The sequence below is a fragment of the Secundilactobacillus sp. MJ173 genome (assembly GCF_059704265.1).
In genome coordinates this window covers 64,317-84,618 of the sequence record NZ_BAAKGN010000034.1, presented here as the reverse complement: position 1 = coordinate 84,618, position 20,302 = coordinate 64,317, and the positions used below count along the sequence as shown (strand labels likewise).

The 20,302-nt window shown below is 42.1% G+C and carries 20 protein-coding genes and 1 tRNA gene; 6 read left to right on the top strand and 15 right to left on the bottom strand.

Annotation, left to right across the window (positions count from 1 at the left end; genetic code table 11):
• Nucleotides 1–44: 44 nt before the first annotated feature.
• From AC6H04_RS05400 to AC6H04_RS05345, 12 genes are all read right to left on the bottom strand, one after another.
• On the bottom strand, nucleotides 45–1,157 hold the full coding sequence (locus AC6H04_RS05400) for an NAD(P)-dependent alcohol dehydrogenase (protein WP_497570711.1): 1,113 nt from the start codon (nucleotides 1,155–1,157) through the stop codon (nucleotides 45–47).
• A 94-nt stretch (nucleotides 1,158–1,251) separates the two neighbouring features.
• Nucleotides 1,252–1,794 carry a TetR/AcrR family transcriptional regulator gene (locus tag AC6H04_RS05395; protein WP_497570710.1) on the bottom strand — a complete coding sequence of 181 codons (543 nt, stop codon included), beginning with the start codon at nucleotides 1,792–1,794 and terminating at the stop codon, nucleotides 1,252–1,254.
• A 117-nt stretch (nucleotides 1,795–1,911) separates the two neighbouring features.
• Nucleotides 1,912–2,367 (bottom strand): MarR family winged helix-turn-helix transcriptional regulator, encoded by a 456-nt coding sequence (locus tag AC6H04_RS05390; protein WP_497570709.1) that lies wholly within the window; start codon nucleotides 2,365–2,367, stop codon nucleotides 1,912–1,914.
• A complete protein-coding gene (locus tag AC6H04_RS05385) occupies nucleotides 2,368–3,060 on the bottom strand; it encodes a B3/B4 domain-containing protein (RefSeq protein ID WP_497570708.1) in 693 nt (230 codons plus the stop codon).
• Nucleotides 3,061–3,223: 163 nt separating this feature from the next.
• Complete coding sequence (locus tag AC6H04_RS05380) at nucleotides 3,224–3,700, bottom strand: GNAT family N-acetyltransferase (protein WP_497570707.1); 477 nt, start codon at nucleotides 3,698–3,700, stop codon at nucleotides 3,224–3,226.
• 489 nt (nucleotides 3,701–4,189) lie between these two features.
• Nucleotides 4,190–4,588 carry a hypothetical protein gene (locus tag AC6H04_RS05375; protein ID WP_497570706.1) on the bottom strand — a complete coding sequence of 133 codons (399 nt, stop codon included), beginning with the start codon at nucleotides 4,586–4,588 and terminating at the stop codon, nucleotides 4,190–4,192.
• 243 nt (nucleotides 4,589–4,831) lie between these two features.
• A complete protein-coding gene (gene nudC, locus AC6H04_RS05370) occupies nucleotides 4,832–5,656 on the bottom strand; it encodes an NAD(+) diphosphatase (protein ID WP_497570705.1) in 825 nt (274 codons plus the stop codon).
• Nucleotides 5,657–6,008: 352 nt separating this feature from the next.
• Nucleotides 6,009–6,599 (bottom strand): NAD(P)H-dependent oxidoreductase, encoded by a 591-nt coding sequence (locus tag AC6H04_RS05365; RefSeq protein ID WP_497570704.1) that lies wholly within the window; start codon nucleotides 6,597–6,599, stop codon nucleotides 6,009–6,011.
• A gap of 183 nt (nucleotides 6,600–6,782) precedes the next feature.
• Entirely contained in the window at nucleotides 6,783–7,181 is a 399-nt protein-coding gene (locus tag AC6H04_RS05360; protein ID WP_497570703.1) for a hypothetical protein, read from the bottom strand.
• A 658-nt stretch (nucleotides 7,182–7,839) separates the two neighbouring features.
• Complete coding sequence (locus AC6H04_RS05355; protein WP_497570702.1) at nucleotides 7,840–8,535, bottom strand: leucine-rich repeat domain-containing protein; 696 nt, start codon at nucleotides 8,533–8,535, stop codon at nucleotides 7,840–7,842.
• Between the two features lie 547 nt (nucleotides 8,536–9,082).
• Nucleotides 9,083–9,154: transfer RNA gene (locus tag AC6H04_RS05350), tRNA-Arg, on the bottom strand.
• 42 nt (nucleotides 9,155–9,196) lie between these two features.
• Nucleotides 9,197–9,523 carry a hypothetical protein gene (locus tag AC6H04_RS05345; RefSeq protein WP_497570701.1) on the bottom strand — a complete coding sequence of 109 codons (327 nt, stop codon included), beginning with the start codon at nucleotides 9,521–9,523 and terminating at the stop codon, nucleotides 9,197–9,199.
• A gap of 250 nt (nucleotides 9,524–9,773) precedes the next feature.
• On the opposite strand from AC6H04_RS05345, the gene thrC reads away from it, so the two are divergent.
• The 3 genes from thrC (at nucleotide 9,774) to AC6H04_RS05330 (ending at nucleotide 12,639) form a co-directional block, all read left to right on the top strand.
• Entirely contained in the window at nucleotides 9,774–11,270 is a 1,497-nt protein-coding gene (gene thrC, locus AC6H04_RS05340) for a threonine synthase (protein WP_497570700.1), read from the top strand.
• 74 nt (nucleotides 11,271–11,344) lie between these two features.
• Nucleotides 11,345–11,839, top strand: a complete 495-nt coding sequence (locus tag AC6H04_RS05335) for a MarR family winged helix-turn-helix transcriptional regulator (RefSeq protein WP_497570699.1) — start codon at nucleotides 11,345–11,347, stop codon at nucleotides 11,837–11,839.
• Nucleotides 11,840–11,997: 158 nt separating this feature from the next.
• A complete protein-coding gene (locus tag AC6H04_RS05330) occupies nucleotides 11,998–12,639 on the top strand; it encodes an NAD(P)H-hydrate epimerase (RefSeq protein WP_497570698.1) in 642 nt (213 codons plus the stop codon).
• Between the two features lie 137 nt (nucleotides 12,640–12,776).
• Here the strand turns inward: AC6H04_RS05330 and AC6H04_RS05325 are convergent, their stop codons facing one another.
• Together AC6H04_RS05325 and AC6H04_RS05320 are read right to left on the bottom strand one after the other, a co-directional pair.
• Nucleotides 12,777–14,111 (bottom strand): M20 family metallopeptidase, encoded by a 1,335-nt coding sequence (locus AC6H04_RS05325; RefSeq protein ID WP_497570697.1) that lies wholly within the window; start codon nucleotides 14,109–14,111, stop codon nucleotides 12,777–12,779.
• Nucleotides 14,112–14,468: 357 nt separating this feature from the next.
• Nucleotides 14,469–15,995, bottom strand: a complete 1,527-nt coding sequence (locus AC6H04_RS05320; RefSeq protein ID WP_497570696.1) for a YfcC family protein — start codon at nucleotides 15,993–15,995, stop codon at nucleotides 14,469–14,471.
• Between the two features lie 213 nt (nucleotides 15,996–16,208).
• Between AC6H04_RS05320 and AC6H04_RS05315 the strand changes: the two genes are divergently transcribed.
• Together AC6H04_RS05315 and AC6H04_RS05310 are read left to right on the top strand one after the other, a co-directional pair.
• Entirely contained in the window at nucleotides 16,209–16,766 is a 558-nt protein-coding gene (locus tag AC6H04_RS05315) for a M15 family metallopeptidase (protein WP_497570695.1), read from the top strand.
• A 281-nt stretch (nucleotides 16,767–17,047) separates the two neighbouring features.
• Nucleotides 17,048–18,454: a hypothetical protein gene (locus AC6H04_RS05310; RefSeq protein ID WP_497570694.1), complete on the top strand. Its 1,407-nt coding sequence runs from the start codon at nucleotides 17,048–17,050 to the stop codon at nucleotides 18,452–18,454.
• 130 nt (nucleotides 18,455–18,584) lie between these two features.
• Here the strand turns inward: AC6H04_RS05310 and AC6H04_RS05305 are convergent, their stop codons facing one another.
• The gene (locus tag AC6H04_RS05305) at nucleotides 18,585–19,229 is read right to left on the bottom strand and encodes an LVIS_2131 family protein (protein ID WP_497570693.1); all 645 of its coding nucleotides are present in this window, start codon (nucleotides 19,227–19,229) and stop codon (nucleotides 18,585–18,587) included.
• Nucleotides 19,230–19,404: 175 nt separating this feature from the next.
• On the opposite strand from AC6H04_RS05305, the gene AC6H04_RS05300 reads away from it, so the two are divergent.
• Entirely contained in the window at nucleotides 19,405–20,289 is an 885-nt protein-coding gene (locus AC6H04_RS05300; RefSeq protein WP_497570692.1) for a linear amide C-N hydrolase, read from the top strand.
• Nucleotides 20,290–20,302 lie beyond the last annotated feature (13 nt).

The following is a 20,302-nucleotide window of genomic DNA, read 5'->3' as shown; positions in this document are numbered from 1 at the left end:
AAACAGCTATCAGAATGATCAACATTCTAACAGCTGTCTAAATACTAGTTATTTTCTGGCATCACCAAAATTGGCTTGATAACTTTCCCCGACTTAGAATCTTCAATTGCTTCATTGACGTCAGCTAAATCATAGAACTTAACCAATTTATCAAATGGAAATTGTCCATCTTGGTATAGCTTGATCAATTTTGGAATAAATAATTTAGGGAGTGATGATCCTTGTAGGACACCGCGAACCGTCCGTGCGGGAATCAGAATATCCTGCGCGATATTGAAATTGCCTTCAAAAGCCCCGCCAATAATCCCAATCTGACCGTAGATGCCAGTTGAGCGAACAGCGTTTTCAGCTAAACCATTAACGCCAGCTGAAACAACGCCAAACTCAACACCGCCCGCACTAATCTTATTCACTTCGGCTGGTACATCAGGCGTCTTCTTACTGTTGATGACGTTGGTTGCGCCTAATTCAAGCGCCATCTCAAGTCGGCTATCAACCACGTCAACGGCAATGATTGGGTCACAATGAGCAACTTTGGCAGCCATGATTGCGGCAAGACCAACCGTACCAGTCCCGAAGATAACGATGCCGTCGCCTGGTTCTGGTTTCAAGTCGTTCAAAACGGTTCCTGCACCCGTTTGCAGACCGCATCCAAGAGGACCAAGTAACTTCAAATCAACATCTTTAGTCACTTTAACCACGTTTCTGGCTTGCACTTTCATGTAGTTACCGAAAGAACTTTGCTGGAAAAATGAACTCAATGCTTCACCATCAAGTTCGTAGCGGGTACCACCATCAATATCCTTGCCCTCAAAGTTTAGCTCATTCATCCGCTCGCAAGCGTATGGCCGGCCAGCAACACACTGTTTGCAGGTTCCGCAACTAGCATACGAAACAGTAACGTGATCACCCTTTTGGAATTCAGTCACACTTGAACCAACAGCTTGCACAATCCCAGCACCTTCATGGCCCATAATCATGGGAATCGGTGCAAAGCCTGTGGGACCACCATTGATTTCTTGAATATCCGCACCACAAATCCCACTTGCAACGGTTTTAACTAATAGTTCGTCAGATTTTAATTTGTCATTTAAATTAACGTTTTTAACAACGAGAGGATCGCCTTGTTTTAACGCAACTGCAGCTGTAATTTCCATGATAATACCTCCATCAAAGTTTGATACTTATTTCACAACCATAGATTATCATGGAAATACCCGCTAAAATGTATCAAATTCCACCAAAATGTCACTATTTAAATAGCAGCTCCTGCCCGTTAGTCAACGTTAAAAATAACTGAATCAGCGTTTCAATATGAGTATGACGATGCTCGTCACTTAAAAAGCTCACCAAAAACATGTAAATGGCTCCCGCGTAGGTGTTACTAATATAGGTTTCATTCAAATGCACAACGTTATTCATCTTCATGATTTCACGATTCATAAACGCCACGTTATCAATAAAAACTTCACGCAGGCCTGACCACTCGATCAGTGCAAAGAATTCCCGATGATTGTCCCAATATGACAACAGAAAACTAATCATTGATTGCGCATCCAGTTTAGAAGTTTGGGTGAAGTGGTGCAATGCGTTTAGTTTAAATTCATGGATCCGCGATGTGATGATTTCGTCTTTATCTTGATAATGCCGGTAAAATGTTTGACGAGACAATCCAGCATACGAAGCAAGCTGCTGAACAGTTAACGTCCCGTAATCCAAGCCCTCTGATTTAATCTGCAGCAGTGCCTGATAAAACTTTTCCTTGCTCTTATCTTTCGCCGTTATTTGAGTCATTTTTTAACCTCGATAACCTGATTTGATACCCAAATTATAGCATGGCTAAACACCTATAAGACAATCTGTCTCTGCTCATCAACAACTATGTGGTAATCAATCGGATTAGCCTACACATTAATAATCACGATGCCCACCCTGTTTAACAAATTCCCAACTTTCACTGACGTTTTTACTCATTCGGTTTAACAACGATTTGACTTGCTGAACCTCGTCGTCACTGAAACCCGTCAGCGCAACCTGAGTTGAATAGTCGTTTTCTGCCTTGATTCTAGGGTAAACTTCTTGCGCATATTCAGTGGGCCAGATGTGTTTGATTTTGCGATCATGGTCATCCGTTTCACGGCGCACAAACCTATTTTCTTCTAATCGCTGTACCGCTCGAGTGGCCGTTGCCCGATCCACCTTAATCAAATTAACCAACTCGGTTTGCGTTAACCCCGGGTGTTCACAGATTCGTGTGAGGTACATGTACTGACCGCGCGTCAGGTGATACTGTTTAAATTCAATATTGGCGATGCCATCTAGTGCTTTGGCAATGACACCGATGGTTCTCAATGGATCATCGCTCATTTAAGCTACCGTAAACGTGTCAACATCAGCGTCAACACCAAATTCAGTTTGAAGTCGTGCCTTCATTGTGGTCACTGCTTCAGCCTGACGCGCACGTTGTTCTGCGTTAATCGCTTCGATGACTAAAATAGCATCCGTAGTTTTTTCTGTTAGCATAGTCCGTTCGCCATCACGCCAGTTGAAACAACGGCAGACTGCCCCAATTTTATCGTAGTAAATCACTTCACCAGGCAAAGCGGGTTCGTCTTCATCCACACCCAATGGCTTAAAGGCCTCGCCACCCTTAGCGACTCCAAGGTGCATTGGCCCATCGATGGTAGCTAAATCTTCGCCACCACAAGGAACGCCAAATTCCAGCGAAACGCTATTGTACACGTCCACTAACGGATTGATTGGGGAAAGCGTCTTGCCCTGATCTACTCGCTTTAATAAAGCTTCGATGGATGACCGAGCGCCCTTCTTTTTCTTGAACTTACTGTAGGCATCACGCCATTGTGCGACTACCGGATTATTGCGGAAAGTATCTTCCGTCAAATACTGGTGAGACTTCGCCATAGCATCATCTAATAAAGCTTGAAAATGTGGATCTTGTGACTCATCAACAGTGTTATTTAAACCATGAACAGTTAAGGTATTGATTTGGGCATCCGGAAAAAGATCCCAAAAAGCTGGATCAACAACTAAATTAGCCATATTGACACATCCTAAATTAGAATTTAGTACTTGCATTTGCAACTACTGGTTAACTTGATTTTACATTAATGCTCTGTCGGTTGCAATCTACACTTAATAAAAACCAGAATAGCGTATTTGAAAATTCGCCATTCTGGTTTCTAAAGTTTAATAATGTCAATGTTTAAAGGTCTTTTACATACCAAGCAGTACATGCCTTGTGGGCTGGTTTATCTCCCAAAGGTTTATCGAGCTGTGTAAAGCCAACGTGCGAATATAATCCCCGTGCTGACGTATAATTCAAAAACGTTTCTATGTAAAATTTTTCATAACCGTATTCCTTAGCGGTCTTCTCTGCCAAAGTTTCTAATTGATGGCCGATGTGATGCCCTCGAGCAGCCGGTGTTAGGTATAACTTTTGAAATTCCGCCGTGTTGGGGTATGAAAATGGACCAAGACCGGCGCCACCCACTAATTCACCGTCAACTTCTGCCACCCAGTACTTCGCTTTATCCTGCTGTGCGTAGTGCTCTGCTAAATGATCCAGAACCTCATCATAATACGGTGAGTCGGGTAAATCATTGCCATACTCACGAATAGCAGCTTGAATAATCTTTTTGATCTGTGCGTTATCCTTTTTCTCGATTGGTCTGATTTTCATGCACAATTCCTCCATTTAGTAGTTAGCGTTCAAAACATCATGAACTAACTACAAAGTTTACTTCACTTTTAAGCAACTGGCTATCCTTTTTACATTTCACTGCTGAAATTTTATTTGACCATCAACCTGCCCCAACACGCCATCATCCACGTACAATTTCAGTCATTTGAGTTTACAAAGGGCCCCTGAAAGCGCTCTATATCAACAATTCGCACTATTTCTGTTGATTTGTCAATTATTTTTAGGTAAAACGGAATTTTCTATTGGAAAAGTGTTATACTTCATTTTGGGGACAAAGAGCAGTTCCAAGAGAGAGAGCCATAGGACGTAGAAAAAAGTTTATCAGGGCTATAAACAAAGACGTGTTGTTAATCAACACGTCTTTTTTACTGTCTTCAAAATAAGTACAGAAAAATAGCCCCAACAGTGATTATCTGCTGGAACTATTACTGTTTCCTTATTCAATAAGTACCGCGATGGATGATGCCATTATTGAGTAATGTACTCGCTGATCAATTTCCCTAATTTTTTATTCAACTGCCGATCAGGAAATAAATCGACGAAGACTTCAGCACCGCCGTTGATAATGATGCCCGTATCGCCCTCATTAGTATAAAAAGGTGCGTTCGGTGCTTTTTCCTTACGCCAACTAAAAAGAATAATTTCAATCTTCGAATTATTGTAAATGCTGATGAGTTTAGCTGGGGTTACTGCTTCTGCAAATTGCTGCTGCGTGATTTTTAAGCAATCGTAGAAATCTTCTACTGGTTTCTCATCAACCACATAGCCACCGCCAAAGTCATTTTGCACTAAAAACTGGTCTAACTTGCTAGGATCCACATTATTAGCAGCTAAAAAATCAGAAATTTTTCGAGTCGTTATTATCATAGTTTATTCCCCTCTACAAATATTTACATTCCTATCTAATAATAGTTTACCCCAAAATGATTGGTTTTTGTTTAATCTATTCATCCTTAATGTTGTAACTAAGTGTGTATCTGGATTTTCTCTTCTCCATACAAGAACTCACCCTAGAGGACACAAGCGTTATTTATCCGCTTGTCTGCTCCAGAGTGAGCATAACCCATTATTTGTATGCAAGTTATTTTAGCGTCAGTTCAGTGGGTAACACTAAAATTTATGATGTCTGAAATCTTCAATCATCCGCCACGTTAAACTAAGCGTCTTATCATCATGGGGAATCTTGTCACGATCAAACCACTGTGCTTTAGAAAGTTCATCAGTTTCGAGTTCAATTGGCAAATTCTTATCTAGTTCAGCCGTGAAACCCATTAGCAACGAATGACTAAACGCCCAGGGCTGACTGCCGTAATAATTGATATTATGCACAGAGAGTCCGACTTCTTCTGAAACTTCTCTCTTAATTGTGTCCTCAAGTGTTTCACCTATTTCGACATAGCCAGAAAGCAACGCATATTTTTGGTATCCCGTTAGAAACTTTGTTAGCAAGATTTTATCACCATTGGTAATTGCTAAAATAATTGCTGGTGAAATTTCAGGATAAATTTTTTGCCCACAGAATCTACATACCAATGCCCGCTCCTGTTTATCTTGGACCAAAGGCTGCCCACAAAACCCACAAAATTTGTGAGTTTCATACCACCATCCAAGGTGAGCTGCGGTAGCGATAGCGAAACTAAGCCATTGCGGCTGTAATTCTCTTAACGCTTCCACGGATTCAAAACGATACTCGTTACTTTCGTTCACGGACTTCGTAATCAAAAAGAATGAGGTACCATCAACAGATAGTAGATAGGTATAATCATCACTGTCAAAATGCCACTCTTTGTCAGAAAATTCAAACGTTGGTAGTTGATCCGATTTTAATAAAAGTACCCGTTTGGAAGAATAAACGACAATAAAATCATCCTTTTTAGGCGTTCGTGCACGGTGATACTGATTGTCCAAAACCGTTGGCGCTATGTCTTGCAACATTTTGAATACAGTCCTTTCAAATAGGTTAAAAATCTTGCCTTGCTCTAATAACTATATCATTGGGCAAACAAAAAAATGGGGATGCTAGTAAAAATACTGTTGTTTTATAACATTTCTCTCAAATTTAGTAAATGAAAGTGGTGTAGCGATGACGCTGTAGAAATAATCTCCTGCCGGAAAGTCAGCTGAGGATACTGAATCAGTTTGTTTCTGACAGTCGGTCGAACCACAAAGCCAACGTACTCAACAGAAAAGAGCCAAGTTCATCTCACATGATCTCAGCTCTTTCGCTATATAACGGTAATTTTATTAAGAACAAAAAATTCGAAGTCAATCCCAATATTCAATCAAATTACACTTTAAATTCTCGAATCAGTCGTTGACGTTGTGCCAATGACTTCTTTTCCACTTGCGAAAAGCTGTACCACTTAAAATGGAAAAGTTTCGTCTTAAGAAACGTCCCTCGAAACATCGCTTTTAAAAGTGGTGCGCCAATCACCCAACGATAAATCCAACTTGGGGTGCTCATCGTGGTAATCACTTTGATTTTAGGTTGCCGAACGAGTTTGGTTTGCATCGATCCAGCCTGATACAGACAGCCCTTTGCGTAAACTTTATCGAGAAAACCCTTCATCGTTGCTGGCATGACTTCCCACCAAATCGGGAACATAAAGATGATTTGATCCGCATCTAATAATCGCTTTTGATAGTCTGCAACTTGAGCGTTAATGGGCACTCCTCGTCGCCAGTTCGATAAGTCTTCAGCGGACATCACTGGATCAAAATGATCAGCGTGGAGATCGATGAGGTCCACTTCTGAATGTTCAGCCTTCAGCTGTGTAATAACCTGCTTGTAGATTGCTGCAAGAAAGGAACGTTGATGCGGTACATTTTCACTAGCAGTACTTGTATATGGGTGGTCGAAGATAATGACTGTTTTCATTTTTAATTTGCCTCACTTGTTTTTTTGATTGAGGTCAGTTTAGCATCGCTCGATCATAGGCACATTAACTTATGTTAATTTCAGCGAAAAATAGAAATAATCATATAACAGTAATTGGTTGAGACGCCTATTCTCATAGCATCTAAGTTGTTTCTTTGTTTGCGAAATTTCTCTTTAAATTATCTATTCACACCGTCTCTGACACACAACGTAGTATACGATCGAAGCAACCCCAATAATGACCATTGTCAAATTCGTCCAGGACATATCTAATACAAGATCGTTATCCCATTGATAAAGCAAACAACATAATGTGAATAGTCCCATGAACCAAGCAGGCAAATAATATTTAGTACGCGATAACCAGAGTGTCACAATTGCCAGTACGCCAAAAATAACAACGGCTAAAGCTGTCACCATCGAAAAATTGGTAAAAGCTGTAAAAAAGTTCAGGTTAAGGCCCACAAGCCCCATTGAATAAGTCAGTGAATACAAACCACTGACAAAGGCCAGCCAAGCCGTCATTAAGCTTAATAGTAAGATGTTCATGTTGTTCTGCTTTTGATGAATGATTACTTTCAATGACAACACTCTCTCCCATTGAACACAACGTTTTTGTTAAGCTTATCACATGAAAAATTGTTGCACAAACGTCACTAGAGATTTTCACGCCCTTACCACCGAAATTTAAACGAGCGGAGGAACATCTCCTAAAACCACAAAAAAGCCGTTTGAAGCAACTGCTTTAAACGGCAAATATAATTTCGCCCCCGAGGACTCTACCCAGAAAAAATAAGATTTATCAGGATTAGTATGAATTAGTAAATCGCCACAATAATTGGATTTACGCAATAGTTACGATAGCTAAGATAATATATTCTAAATAGTTTTTCTGTAAGAATAATGTTAATGAGAGCAATAAAACGTTACGTAAATTGAGTAATACCGGTGAGTCAGCATCCTGTTCAACTACAATTTTGTTAAATTAACCATTAGTAGTCGAGTTGCTTTTAAATCCAGACAACAATTCTGGTACAAATTCAACCGAATTTAGTTAATCTTAAAAAGGCCACCGACAGAGAGTCAGTGGCCTTACAGTTCTAGAATATTTAATTAAGCGGGAAAGACCGTCATCGGAAGACTATTTTATTAACAGTGAATTCTCAAAAGAGACTAACGTCACCTGAGGGTTCAATTGTTGTCTATCCCACCCCTCTGAATAAATCATTCAGCAACCAAATCATTTGTAATTCCCATCAAAAGCAAGTTTAGAAACCTTGGTTGATTTAGCAATGTGCAACTTGTGAACGTGTAGTTTATTATATTCAAATGCATATCTAGATACACTCTTCAGTCCTTTATTGAACTTAACCGTTTTTAATTTATTCGATACAAATGCAGCAGTTCCGATAGATCGAAGAGATGATGGACAATTAAGGGTTGTCAGCTTATTATATGCAAATCCACCCCAACTGATACTAACCAACTTTTTGTTGAGCTTTAGAGACGAAAGCTTGTTAAATTCAAAGGCATCTTCACCAATATACTTTAGGTCTCTCGGAGCAGTGAACGATGTCAGCCGAGCATAGCTAAAGGCATCTTCGCCAATTGAAGTTATTGTGTCAGGTAAATGAACTGATTTTATAGCTCCGAAATTCGAATCAAAAGCGTTTTTTGCAACCTTGGTTACCGTATACGTTTTTCCATTATCTGAATCCACAACTTTTTCTGGAATAACGACATTAGCTGGATTGGTATGTTCGTACCCGTCTGAATCGTCAATTCCGTAAACCGTAGCCTGCTTACCAGTCCCTACATACGAGAAGCCTTGATATGCAAAAATATCCTTAGCTGAAGCATGCTGTGTATTAACCCCTAAAAATAATACTGCCGCTAAAGAAACTAGTAACAGATAAAACATATTCCCCTTTTTCATACGTTTTTCCTCCCCATTACTCAAAACAAATCTTGAATTTAAAGCACAGGTTAATTTTAAGTTAAATGATTACCTGAGTCAAAATTAAAGTCGATTTTTAAATGATAGCCATCATTGGCATACTGCCAGACTTGAGAATTGTCGATCTCAGGTTGAGTCACCGTATGAAGCTACCCATATTACCGGCTGATATTTTACCTGACCGCGCCTAATCCGCTGACGATTAAACCAACTAGCTGAGGTCTAGACGAACAAATAATGGGTCCCATGCTGATTAAGTAGATTACATACAAAGACTGATTTACCACATCATTAGCGTACCATTAACAGATAGCTCACTGAGTCAGGTTCATAAATCTATTCAGCTGATCAATACAAAAACATCTAAGTCTGTGATTAAACTATCCGTAGCCTTCTTTAGCTTTAAAAGCTTGCCGAATATTTACCGAAAAATATTCGGTAAATATAGTAATCTACGGACAGTAAAAAAATAAAACGCTGATATATCAACGTTTTATTTAATCATATTAAGTTAAAAAACACCAATTGCGCCCCCCGAGAGTCGAACTCGGATCATGAGGACCGAAATCTCATGTGCTATCCATTACACTAAGGGCGCCCAACACAACTATGATAGCGGTGTTGAACTATGATTTCAAGTCTAACGCATACCCGCGATTCTTGTAGCTGCCTCTTGCAGGTATAAGAAACAGGCATCGTTGCTTGCCTTAAAATCCGTCACAAACGAGTCCGTCTGCGGCTTAATCGTCTCAATGGGCTGTTTCATAATATCAATCACTTCAATATTATCCCCTGCCCACTTTGCTGAATCGTAGTGACCTTCTTCAGCAAATTCTAAATAGGCTTGAAATGAGGCTAATACTGTTCTTTTAATAACTTCGGCTTCCGTCACGGTCTCACCGTTAGCTTGACGGCGAGCAACTTCTTTTTCGACTTCTGCCATGGTTTCTGGTACATCAATTTCCATGAGTAATTCCTCTTTCTGTCATAGTCTTCAACACATTTTAGCATGTTACATTCCAAAACTCCTGTTAAGTTTCCTTGAAGAAACGATATCGATTAATACATCTTAACAATCATTAGTAATGAAGGAAAGCGTTGGCTCTTCTCCAGCTACAAAATGAGCAATAAATTAAAAACTCCTCTGCAATTTCTCATTAAATCAGGTAAACTAGTGATAAAGAAACTACAATTTGTAAGTAAACGAGGAGATTACTATGACACTCTTATATCGCAGTACTCGCGGCACTGCAGACGAGGCCTTAACCGCATCCGCCGCAATCCTACAGGGGTTAAGCCCAGACGGTGGCCTTTATGTTCCAACTGAAACACCCCAACTCGATTTAGATTTAAACGAACTACCAAACATGTCCTATCAAGAAGTTGCCTTCAAAGTACTCAAAGCATTCTTGACCGACTTCACAGATGACGAAATCCATAACTGCGTCAATGCAGCCTACGACGATAAATTTGACGACTCACTGATTGCGCCAGTCACTCACCATGGCGATGATTACTATTTGGAGCTCTTCCATGGCGCTACTATCGCCTTTAAAGATCTGGCGCTGTCCATTCTACCTCACCTTATGACAACGGCAGCCAAGAAGAATCATTTTAAGAAAGAAATCGTGATTTTGACTGCCACGTCTGGTGACACTGGGAAAGCTGCTATGGCTGGATTTGCGGACGTTGCTGGCACCAAAATCATCGTCTTTTACCCGAGCCAAGGCGTTAGTGCCATTCAAAAACAGCAGATGATTACCCAAGTGGGCGAAAACACCTACGTAGTTGCGATTAACGGTAACTTTGACCAGGCTCAAACTAACGTTAAAGAAATTTTCAACGATAAGGATTTTGAAGCACAACTCGATGCTCACGGATTCCAATTCTCGTCAGCCAACTCTATTAATATCGGTCGGTTAGTGCCCCAAGTCGCTTACTATTTCTACGCTTATGGTCAACTGGTTAAACAAGGTGCCATTAAAAATGGTGATACCATTAACTTCAGCGTGCCAACTGGTAACTTCGGTGATATTTTAGCGGGTTATTACGCTAAACAGTTAGGGTTACCTGTCAACCGCTTGATTTGTGCTTCAAACCAAAATAACGTCCTGACTGACTTCTTTAAAACTGGTTACTATGATCGTGTCCGTCCATTTTTCACAACCACTTCTCCATCCATGGATATTTTGGTCTCCAGTAATTTGGAACGGCTCGTCTTTCACGCAACTGGTGAAGATGCCACGCAAACAGCTGCTTACATGCATGAACTAGAAAAGAACGGTCACTACCAGGTTAAACCGGCCGTCCTTGAAAAACTGCAAGCTACTTTTTCAGCGGACTTTGCTAGCGGTGATGATGACCAGCAAGCCATCGCTAACGTTTATACCACCACGGATTTCGCGATTGATCCTCACACCGCCATTGCAAAGGCCGTCGCGGATAAATACCGGCAAACAACCAACGACAAGCATCCGATGGTTATCGTTTCAACTGCCAGTCCATATAAATTCCCCAACGCGGTTCTCAGCGCCATTGAGGGCCATCAAGTTGAAGTTGACGGCCTTGACGCTGTGAAACAACTTCAAAACCACATCAACGTACCGCTGCCAAAAGCCATTGAAACCCTCTTCCATGCCGAAGTTCGCCACAACACCACGGTGCAGCCTGATAAAATGCAGGCAGCGATCACAAAAATTCTAAAAATTGACTAAGTAAAACTATTCAATTTATACAAATACAGTTATACTTTAATAGTCAACTTTTTAAGTAACCGAGGTGAAAGTTTGTGGCAGATGTTAAGAAAGATTATTTAACCGTTTCAACCTATAACGCTATTCTCCATCGTCAGCTCCAACGTGATATGAATCAGCTGTTGATTAAGGATAAATTACCCGTTAACATTACGGAAATGTATCTGATGGTTCTGATTCTTGAGAGTCAGCCTGTCAGTCAACGACGCGCATCCACAACGCTAGCTGTCGATGAAGGTCTGATGACACGAATGGTCAAGCATTTAACTGCACTTGGCTTAATTCATAAAGAAGCAGCCGCCAACGATAAACGTGTTAAGGAATTGACACTTACCGCGGATGGCAAAAAGCTACTGGATTATGGTTTATCCAAGCTTGATGAGTGGTGGCAGTCTTTTGCACCCGATTTAAAAGAGATCGATATTAATACTCTTGGACGCGATTTATTTGATGTGTCAAAGGTTGTGCTGTCTGATCGGCATCAAACAACCTTAAACGGCAATCGTGTCGATAAGGAAATTAAAAATTAAATTCGTTTCTTAAATCAACTAAACACAGGATTCCGATAATGGTGATCAACTACCTATTACCGGAATTCTTTTTGCGAAAAATCGCTTAACTTCTCACTGGTATTCCAGTCACTAAACGACTACGCTAGACTTGAAGAAAATAGTAAGGAGTGGTTGAGATGACACGAACAATAAGCATTGCTCAGGCACGTCAGGGCGATTCACACACAATCCAAGAAATCGGTATTCCATCATTAGTCCTGATGGAACGGGCAGCTTTAGGTGCAACTGGTCGATTATTAAACGGCAACTTTGATTTGTCGGCCGTTTTAGTTTTTGCCGGTACAGGCAATAATGGTGGTGATGGCCTCGCAATTGCCCGAATGTTACATGTGCGAGGTGTTAAAGTTACCGTTATGCTCACGGGTGCGGAAGACCACACGTCTACTGAAACTGCACAGCAGCTTAAGATTCTGCATTACTATCAGATTCCTGTTATTCCAGCAAGTACTGATCTAACGGGTTACACCACGATTGTTGATGCCATTTTCGGCATTGGTTTGGATCGGCCGGTCGAAGGTAAATTTGCTGATTGGATCAATGCAATCAACGCTTCATCCGCTAAAGTTTTCAGTGTGGATGTACCTTCAGGATTAAACGCCGATACCGGTGAGCCACAGGGTGCCACGGTGAAGGCGACTGCTACCAGTTCATTTGCTTACGCCAAGAACGGTTTTGTTACTGATCAGGGTAATCAGTATACTGGGCAATTATACGTTGAAGATATCGGCGTGTACTTAGACGATCAATATGAGGGTTAGCTCAAGCAACCAAAAAGGCTTAGAAACGGTGATATTCACTGTCTCTAAGCCTTTTTGTCAATTAACTTTTAAGTTCAGGAAAATTTTCGCTGTGAGCCCTTATATGCCACTCTTTAAACGCTTGTTTTCACACTCTCTTAATCGCCCACGATTACCTTAATAGCTGCAGCATAGATGTCCATCGCTGTAAACATCTTTTCTAGTTCCCATTGTTCATCCACTTGATGCATATAGTCTGGTACTTCTGGCAACATTGCACCAAAGGCCACGCATTGGTTCATAGTTCGCGCATACGTTGCCCCGCCAGAAACTTGCGGTTCAGTATCATCTCCAGTAACCTCACGATAAACGGTCATTAGTTTTTCAACCAATTCACTGTCCTTAGGGACATATAACGGTGCCAAATAATCGAAATCTTCATAACGATATCCATATTCAGCAATCTTCTTTGTCATCTTCTCAATCAGTTCATCGTGGTCTACGGTTACTGGTATCCGCATATCTACCTGCATCCGTGTCTCTTCAGGACCGACTTCAATATTTGAAATATTAATCGTCAGATGCCCAGACGCTTCATCTGCTACTTCACCCATTAAATGAGTGCCGGTGGCATCTTCTTTGAAGCAACGCCCAATCAATCCCAGCGGTCCATCTGGGAAAACTTGATCCAGCGCCATTGCTAGTCGTAACACCGCGTTAGTCCCATTAGGTGCTAACATTGCGTGCACCGATTTACCAGTGACGGTAATGCCATCTTCATCCGTTTCATAGTCAAACCCGAAGCCGTCCAGCGCTGCTTTTACTTCCGCCAATTTTGGACCGTTGTATTGCGCTTTTGCAGGAACCGCGTTGAAGGCATGCTGCATCTTTAAGCTAAATGCCGTACTGCCTGGTCCAACAAAGTAGGATTGTTGCAGTCCTTTTTCAGCATAAGTCACCGGGAACTCAGAGTCTGGCGCGATACCATGAGTAATCGGTGCTTCTTTTTGCTGATAAACAGCAATTCCACGCCAGAGTGTTTCTTCATCCGTACCGAAAATGAAACGAATCCGCTCTTTGAAAGTCACGCCAGCATCCATTAAGGCCTTAACAGCATACAACGCCGCGATTGATGGTCCCTTATCATCTTGAACACCACGTCCATAGGCCACGCCGTTTTCAACCACCAGTTCAAAGGGATCATGGCTCCAGTCCATCACATCACCAGCTGGGACAACGTCTACGTGACCAAGAATACCAAATATCTCTTCACCTTCGCCGACTTCCGCGTAGCCGTAATTACCATCCGGGTCCGTATAAGTTTTAAACCCGAGTTCAGCGCAAATTTGCATCATTTCATCTAATGCATCACGGATTGGCTGACCAAATGGCGCACCCGGCGCAGGATCTGTTGTACTTGACGGATGTTTAACCACTCGTTTGAGGGCTTCTACAGCTTCTTTTTGATGGGTTGCTTTGATGTAGTTTTCCATGGTTGGGTCCTCCTTGTTTTGGGTGTTGAGAGTTTCTTCGATATTGTTTAATTTGGCTGTGCCAGGTAGAGAACTGCATGCAAGTCAGTGTTCTAACTGCTTTGTTTCGTACATTGCCTAATCAGGCTACAACAAGCAGAGAGCTGCATGTAAGGGGCAGCTACCTAAAATCCAAGTTCGGGATTTTTGGCACCCGCCCCTTACACTCCGCTCTCTAACCGCTTGTTTCCGCACCTTACTTAATTAGGCTCCTACAGACAGAGACTTGCACCTAAGCCAATACCGCTATAAATCCAAGCCCGGGATTTCTACCGGTATCAGCTTAGGCTCCAGTCTCTAACCGTCTGTATCCGCACCTTATAAAATTGCCAATACTCCCAAGAACACACTCGTCACAATGAACAGGTAAATCATCAATTTGGCGATCCACTTCCACCATACACTAATGTTGATGTGCGCAATGGCCAAGGCCCCCATCACAACACCTGAGGTTGGGGTAATCAAGTTTACCCAACCTGACGCTGCTTGGTACGCCGTGATAACTACGCTGCCATCCACGCCAGCAAATTTACCCATCGGTCCGATAATTCCCATAGTTGCTGATGCAAGACCTGAAGTTGACGGAATCAGGAACGACATTGGAATGTAGAAAATGTAGGTAATGATAATGAAGACACTTTCTGAGAGACCCTTAAGTCCCATTTCACCCCAATGAAGCACCGTATCAGTAATTAAACCGTCGTTCATCACCACTTGAATCCCACGAGCAACCGCCACGATGATGGCTACACTGAGGAATTCTGCCATACCGCCAAGGAAGGCGTGAATGAAATCTGCTTCCTTCATCTTATAAACAAACATCACCACAACTGCCATTAATAGGAAGAGCATGGTAATTTCTGAGAAGTACCAGTCACCCATCGGTACCATGTCGCTACCTAAAATGTTACCTAATACCGGAATACCAGATAGCCACTTCGTTGTACTTTCAAAGAATGTCCAATTACTATTAATCGTGCTCCAAGGAATCAAACCAACAATCATCAGCAGGAATGTTAAGCCAAATAGCGTGAGGACCCCTTTTTGCCGACCAGTCATAGTGCCGCTTTCATCCGCATCGCTGACTGAGAAACGATCCAGATCTGCTTGACGCTGTTCAAACACAGCTGATTTGCTTGGATCTTTTTCAACCTTTGACGCATACCGGTAAACATACCAGATGCTCAGTACCAGGGTAATAATCAGCAGCAGTAACCGTGGGAAGAGGCCCTGCCCCATCGAAATATCCAAGGTTTGACTGGCCACACCAGTCGCGAACGGGTTCACCGTTGAAGCCAAACAGCCAATTTGTGACCCAACTAAGATAATCGCCACGGCTGTTAAGGAATCAAATCCTACACCGATCATCACTGGAATCAGCAGTGGATAAAACGCAATGGTTTCTTCTGCCATCCCATATGTTGAACCGCCTAAAGCAAACAAAATCATCAAAATCGGAATTAAACGTTTTTCTTTTCCTTTATATTTACGAACAACAGCACCAATACCGTCATCCAACGCCTTGGTCTTGTTAACAACACCAAGGAAACCACCGATCACAAGAATAAATAGCGAGATTGAAATTGCGCCTTCGGTATGGTCGTTACCGATCATCCCGTAAATTGGTGCCATGAAGACGTCCCAAATACCTTGTGGGTTCGCCGTTACTGACTTATAAGTATGCGCAATAATATTACCAGCTTTATCTGTGTTATAAGCCCCTGCAGGAATAATCCAAGTGAGAATTGCCACTAAACAAATAATCATGAACAGAATCGTATACGCTGACGGCATTTTAAACCGTCTCTTTTTCGGTTCTACTTTAGGTGTTTGCATCGTCCTCATCTCCTTATCACTATTCTTTAACACTTTTAGTTTATCGGAGACAAGTAACCAAATTATGACTATTGTTTGAAAATTTTTAATTTTATACTAATTCTGAGCATTATTCTTTACTTATTTGTTTAAATCAAGCAAATTCATGTCATCGGTAAGTACCAAATACCACTACATATATGCTATAATCCTCTTGAAAACGTCATCACAGGAGGGATATCTATGACTGAAGAAGGATACATGAACATTCAAGACGCAGATCCAGATATTATTGTTGACCTGAAATACGCGACTACCGATAATTTCACTGGCCGAGTCATCTATGACTTTACCACCGCGATTGCCAGAATCGGTACGGCGAAGAAACTCGCCAAGGCCGCCAAAGCACTTAAAGAGCAAGGCTATCGTATTAAAGTTTGGGACGCCTACCGACCAACCGAGGCTCAGGAAAAATTATTTGAAGTCGTTTCTGACCCCACTTGGGTTGCGAAACCAGACCGAAATTACTCCCATCAAAAAGGCGTCACTTTTGACCTCACCCTCACTGACTTAGATGGTAAAGAAATCGAAATGCAGTCCGGTTTCGATGATTTCACAGGAAAGGCAGTCCGTGACTACCCACGAACCCCCACTCAAGAAAAGAACTTCCAGACCCTAGTCAAGGCTATGACCGATGCTGGTTTCGTTGGCTACGAAAACGAGTGGTGGGATTATCGCGATACGAATATGGATGATTATGGGCCATTAGATGCAAATCCAAACGACTTTGCGCACGCGTAAAAACCTGAGCCAACTATTAAACATTTACGCTAAAACTGACTATACTATTCTATGGTGATTACCACCTCCAAACGATCAACTCAAGTACGTGGCTCCGCAGAAATACGACCAGACTTGACTATGGTGATTGCCCCCAATCTGTAATGGATTGGTATTGAGTTAACTCAAAAAACACCGCCCTTTATGTGAAGGACGGTGCTTTTAGTTTCCTATTAAATTTACATTTACTAGGCTCAATGCTACAGTAGATTTGTACGAATATTAAGTGAGAAGGACACGTTTTGAATCGTAAACTATTAATTAGCACCGCTGCGTTGATTGCCGGATTAGGCATCGCGTATAGTAGCCTGCAAACACCAACGGCTTCAGCATCTTACCGAGTCGTAAAACGAACTGAGGACAATGCACCATTCTCGACGTTTTACCTTAAAAATAAACATAGTAACGCATACATGTGGAATTTATCCCACACGAAAAAGCTTCATAATTTAAAAAATTATCCTCACACAACCTGGTCTCGAACTTCAACGATTACCTTACAATCAGGTAAAAAGCGGTCAATCTACTATCAAGTTACCAATGGCCGTTACAACGGTTATGTCTGGCACGGTTACTTCAAGGCTGGTCAGAACCCTGACGTTTCATACAGAACCAACAGTGATAAGGAAGTTGTGTACAGCAGCATTCCCAAGAGTGACTGGAGTCAAGTGGGGTCAGAAACTGATTATACACTGAAGAAACCTCAACTAACTGGGCTTTCTTCGTACTCGGCATACGCTAAAAAACCAACCACTTCGCAAATTAACAAAGTGGTTGCCTTCATTAAAGCTTCGAACAACGCTGCCGGTATCACAGGCACTGGATCATTAGCACCCGACCATGACGGTGATCCAACCTACAATGGCTGGCAAAACTTCCGCATCGTTATGCGGCCGATTAGCTCATCAAAATCTAAGACCATGGTGCCATATGTCGAATACATGACCAACAACGTTATCGATGAAGGTACCGGTAATTCTTACTCAGGTAGCGAATGGGCAACAGCAGGAACCTTCAAAGCCTTTTACGATGCCGCCTCTGCCGTCAGCGTCAAGAGTTACGACTCAAACAAACAGCCGTCAGATACCGGTACAGTCATATTCACACCCATCAGTTACGCTTTACCTAGTTATGCCGTCGAAGACCCCTATTTCTACACTCAAGCTGATAAAATCTACACTCTAGCCAAGGGCAGTCTGTCAGTTGTTCAAAACGGCACTCAACTTGAATATGTCAAAACAGCCAACATTTTGAAGTTCCCTAATCAAATTGTTTATCGCAATGGGATTGCCTATGGTCTAGCTGATCCAACCCGTACCGCAGTTAATATCAACCATAGTAAGGCGACCCATTACCGTCAGATTGATCCAAACTTTACCTCACCTGCATTTAATGATGATGTTTATCGTAATGGCAAATGGACACAAAACTTCTCAGTTGTATTAGACGAAGACTGGGCCGAGAACGTTAATGGTGGTGCGGCTCTAAAACCAGCAACGATTATGCTGACTCAACCAAGTACAGATCCTGATAAAATCCCAGATTTCAATCCACCATATCCGGTTAAAATGGGCACGACCACGGCAGATGCTAACACGTTGCGTAACCTATATGCCCCAAGTAGTGTCTGGGCAAAATACCTGAAGTAATATTTTAATCATGCTTCAAAACTCAGATTCCGGCCATTTAACGCAAATAAGACCTATTCCGGCAAAGTTTCCACCGGAATAGGTCTTATTTGCGTTAAATTCTGGAATCTACCGCGTTTTGTCACACACTCTACTGTTCATTATCATCCGTAACTTGTTTAACAAACGAATGGTCTGGCACCCGAATCAGCGTGAACCGGTTGGCTAATCGACCCGCGTGAAGACCAATACCGTTTAGAAAATCTTTTTTATAGGTGGTTTCTACAACACCGACCCAAGCTTTTTGATGCTGCTTTTCCATCTGGTTAACTTTCTTGGCATCCCACTTATACGAGGATGCCACCAGGTTGATGGGATGTGGTCCCGCCGAAACGGTGGCACTGTCACCGGGAACAATGTCCTTTTCACCCTGAGTATAAAAGGTATAATACTGTGCCGGTTTACGGCCATTGCCCGTCTTAACGATGACGTAATCTGATTTACCTACAGCACTGGTGTCTAGGACCAGTGGCTTATACTGATAAGCAATAGTAACTCGATTAGGATTAAGTTGACTGACGTCTTGGAACAACGTTGCGTAACCCATCCCCCACAAACCCAGCAGGAAAATCACTAATTCAATACTCGATTTGGTTAAATTTTGCCACGACCAAGACCGTTTCTCCGTAACTAAAAGCTTCAGCCGGCGCACACGCATATCGTGCACCATCCAAATTAAGTAGATTAACAGTAGAAGCCAAAGCCCCATACCGACTAAATTCCATGCTGATTTCATGCTAAATTCTCCCATTCTTATCCATGATTTAATGCTTTTGTCACTTTGCCCCACCCGGAGAAGCGCTTAACTTCCTTTTAGGTTATCGAAAATGGGGTTCAAAAACAAGTCCTTAGGTAGAAATGTTTCCATGACCTATAATGTTATTATACAACATAAGTAGGGGGCTTTTGAAATGTGTACCAGTCTTACATTAACAGCTGCGGACGGCACCCATCTACTGGCAAGAACGATGGATTTTCCAAACGTTGATCCTTGGAAACCAACTATTCTTGAAGCCGGTACTGAATGGCGGCCAATTTTAGGCGAACAGCACACCAGTAAGTATCGGATCGTTGGTTCTGCTCGCCACTTGAACGGCCATTATCTCTTTGGGGATGGGCTGAATACTCAGGGACTTAGTTGCGCTGAACTTTATTTTCCCAACCGGGTTCACTACTACGATGAACCGCAAGCTGGCATGACGAACCTCACGCCTCAAGACTTCATTCTGTGGGTGCTTAGCCAGCACAGTACGATTGCGGAAGTCGCTGCTGACCTGGACAACCTTGCCCTTATCGGCAAGGTCTGGTACGCAGAAAACAAGGTCTATCCCTTCCACTGGTTATTAGCGGATAAAACTGGTGCAACGGCAGTGTTAGAGCCCACTACCCACTCGCTGACCTTAATCAGTGATCCACTAAACGTGCTGACTAACACACCTGAACTCGCTAACCATATTGAACGCGTTAACAACTTTTTGAATACCGATGCCATTCATTTACGATGTGCGGCTAGTCAGTGGTTAACTGAAAACAAGCCGTTGCCAGAAGGACCCATTCCCACCAACCGGTTTATCAGAACCACGATCAACCTGTGGGGCCAACCCCAACCAAAAACAGCTCATGATGCGGTTGCGCGTGCAGATTCGATCCTTCAACAGGTAATTATTCCCAGACAAGCAGGCAAACAGCCGACTAATCATAATTTTACCCACTATATTAGTATTATCGACACGTCTCATTTAAGTTACTTACAGTTACCAACTGATGGCACACCAAAATCAGAAATAACCCTTTAATTCTCTTAAATAA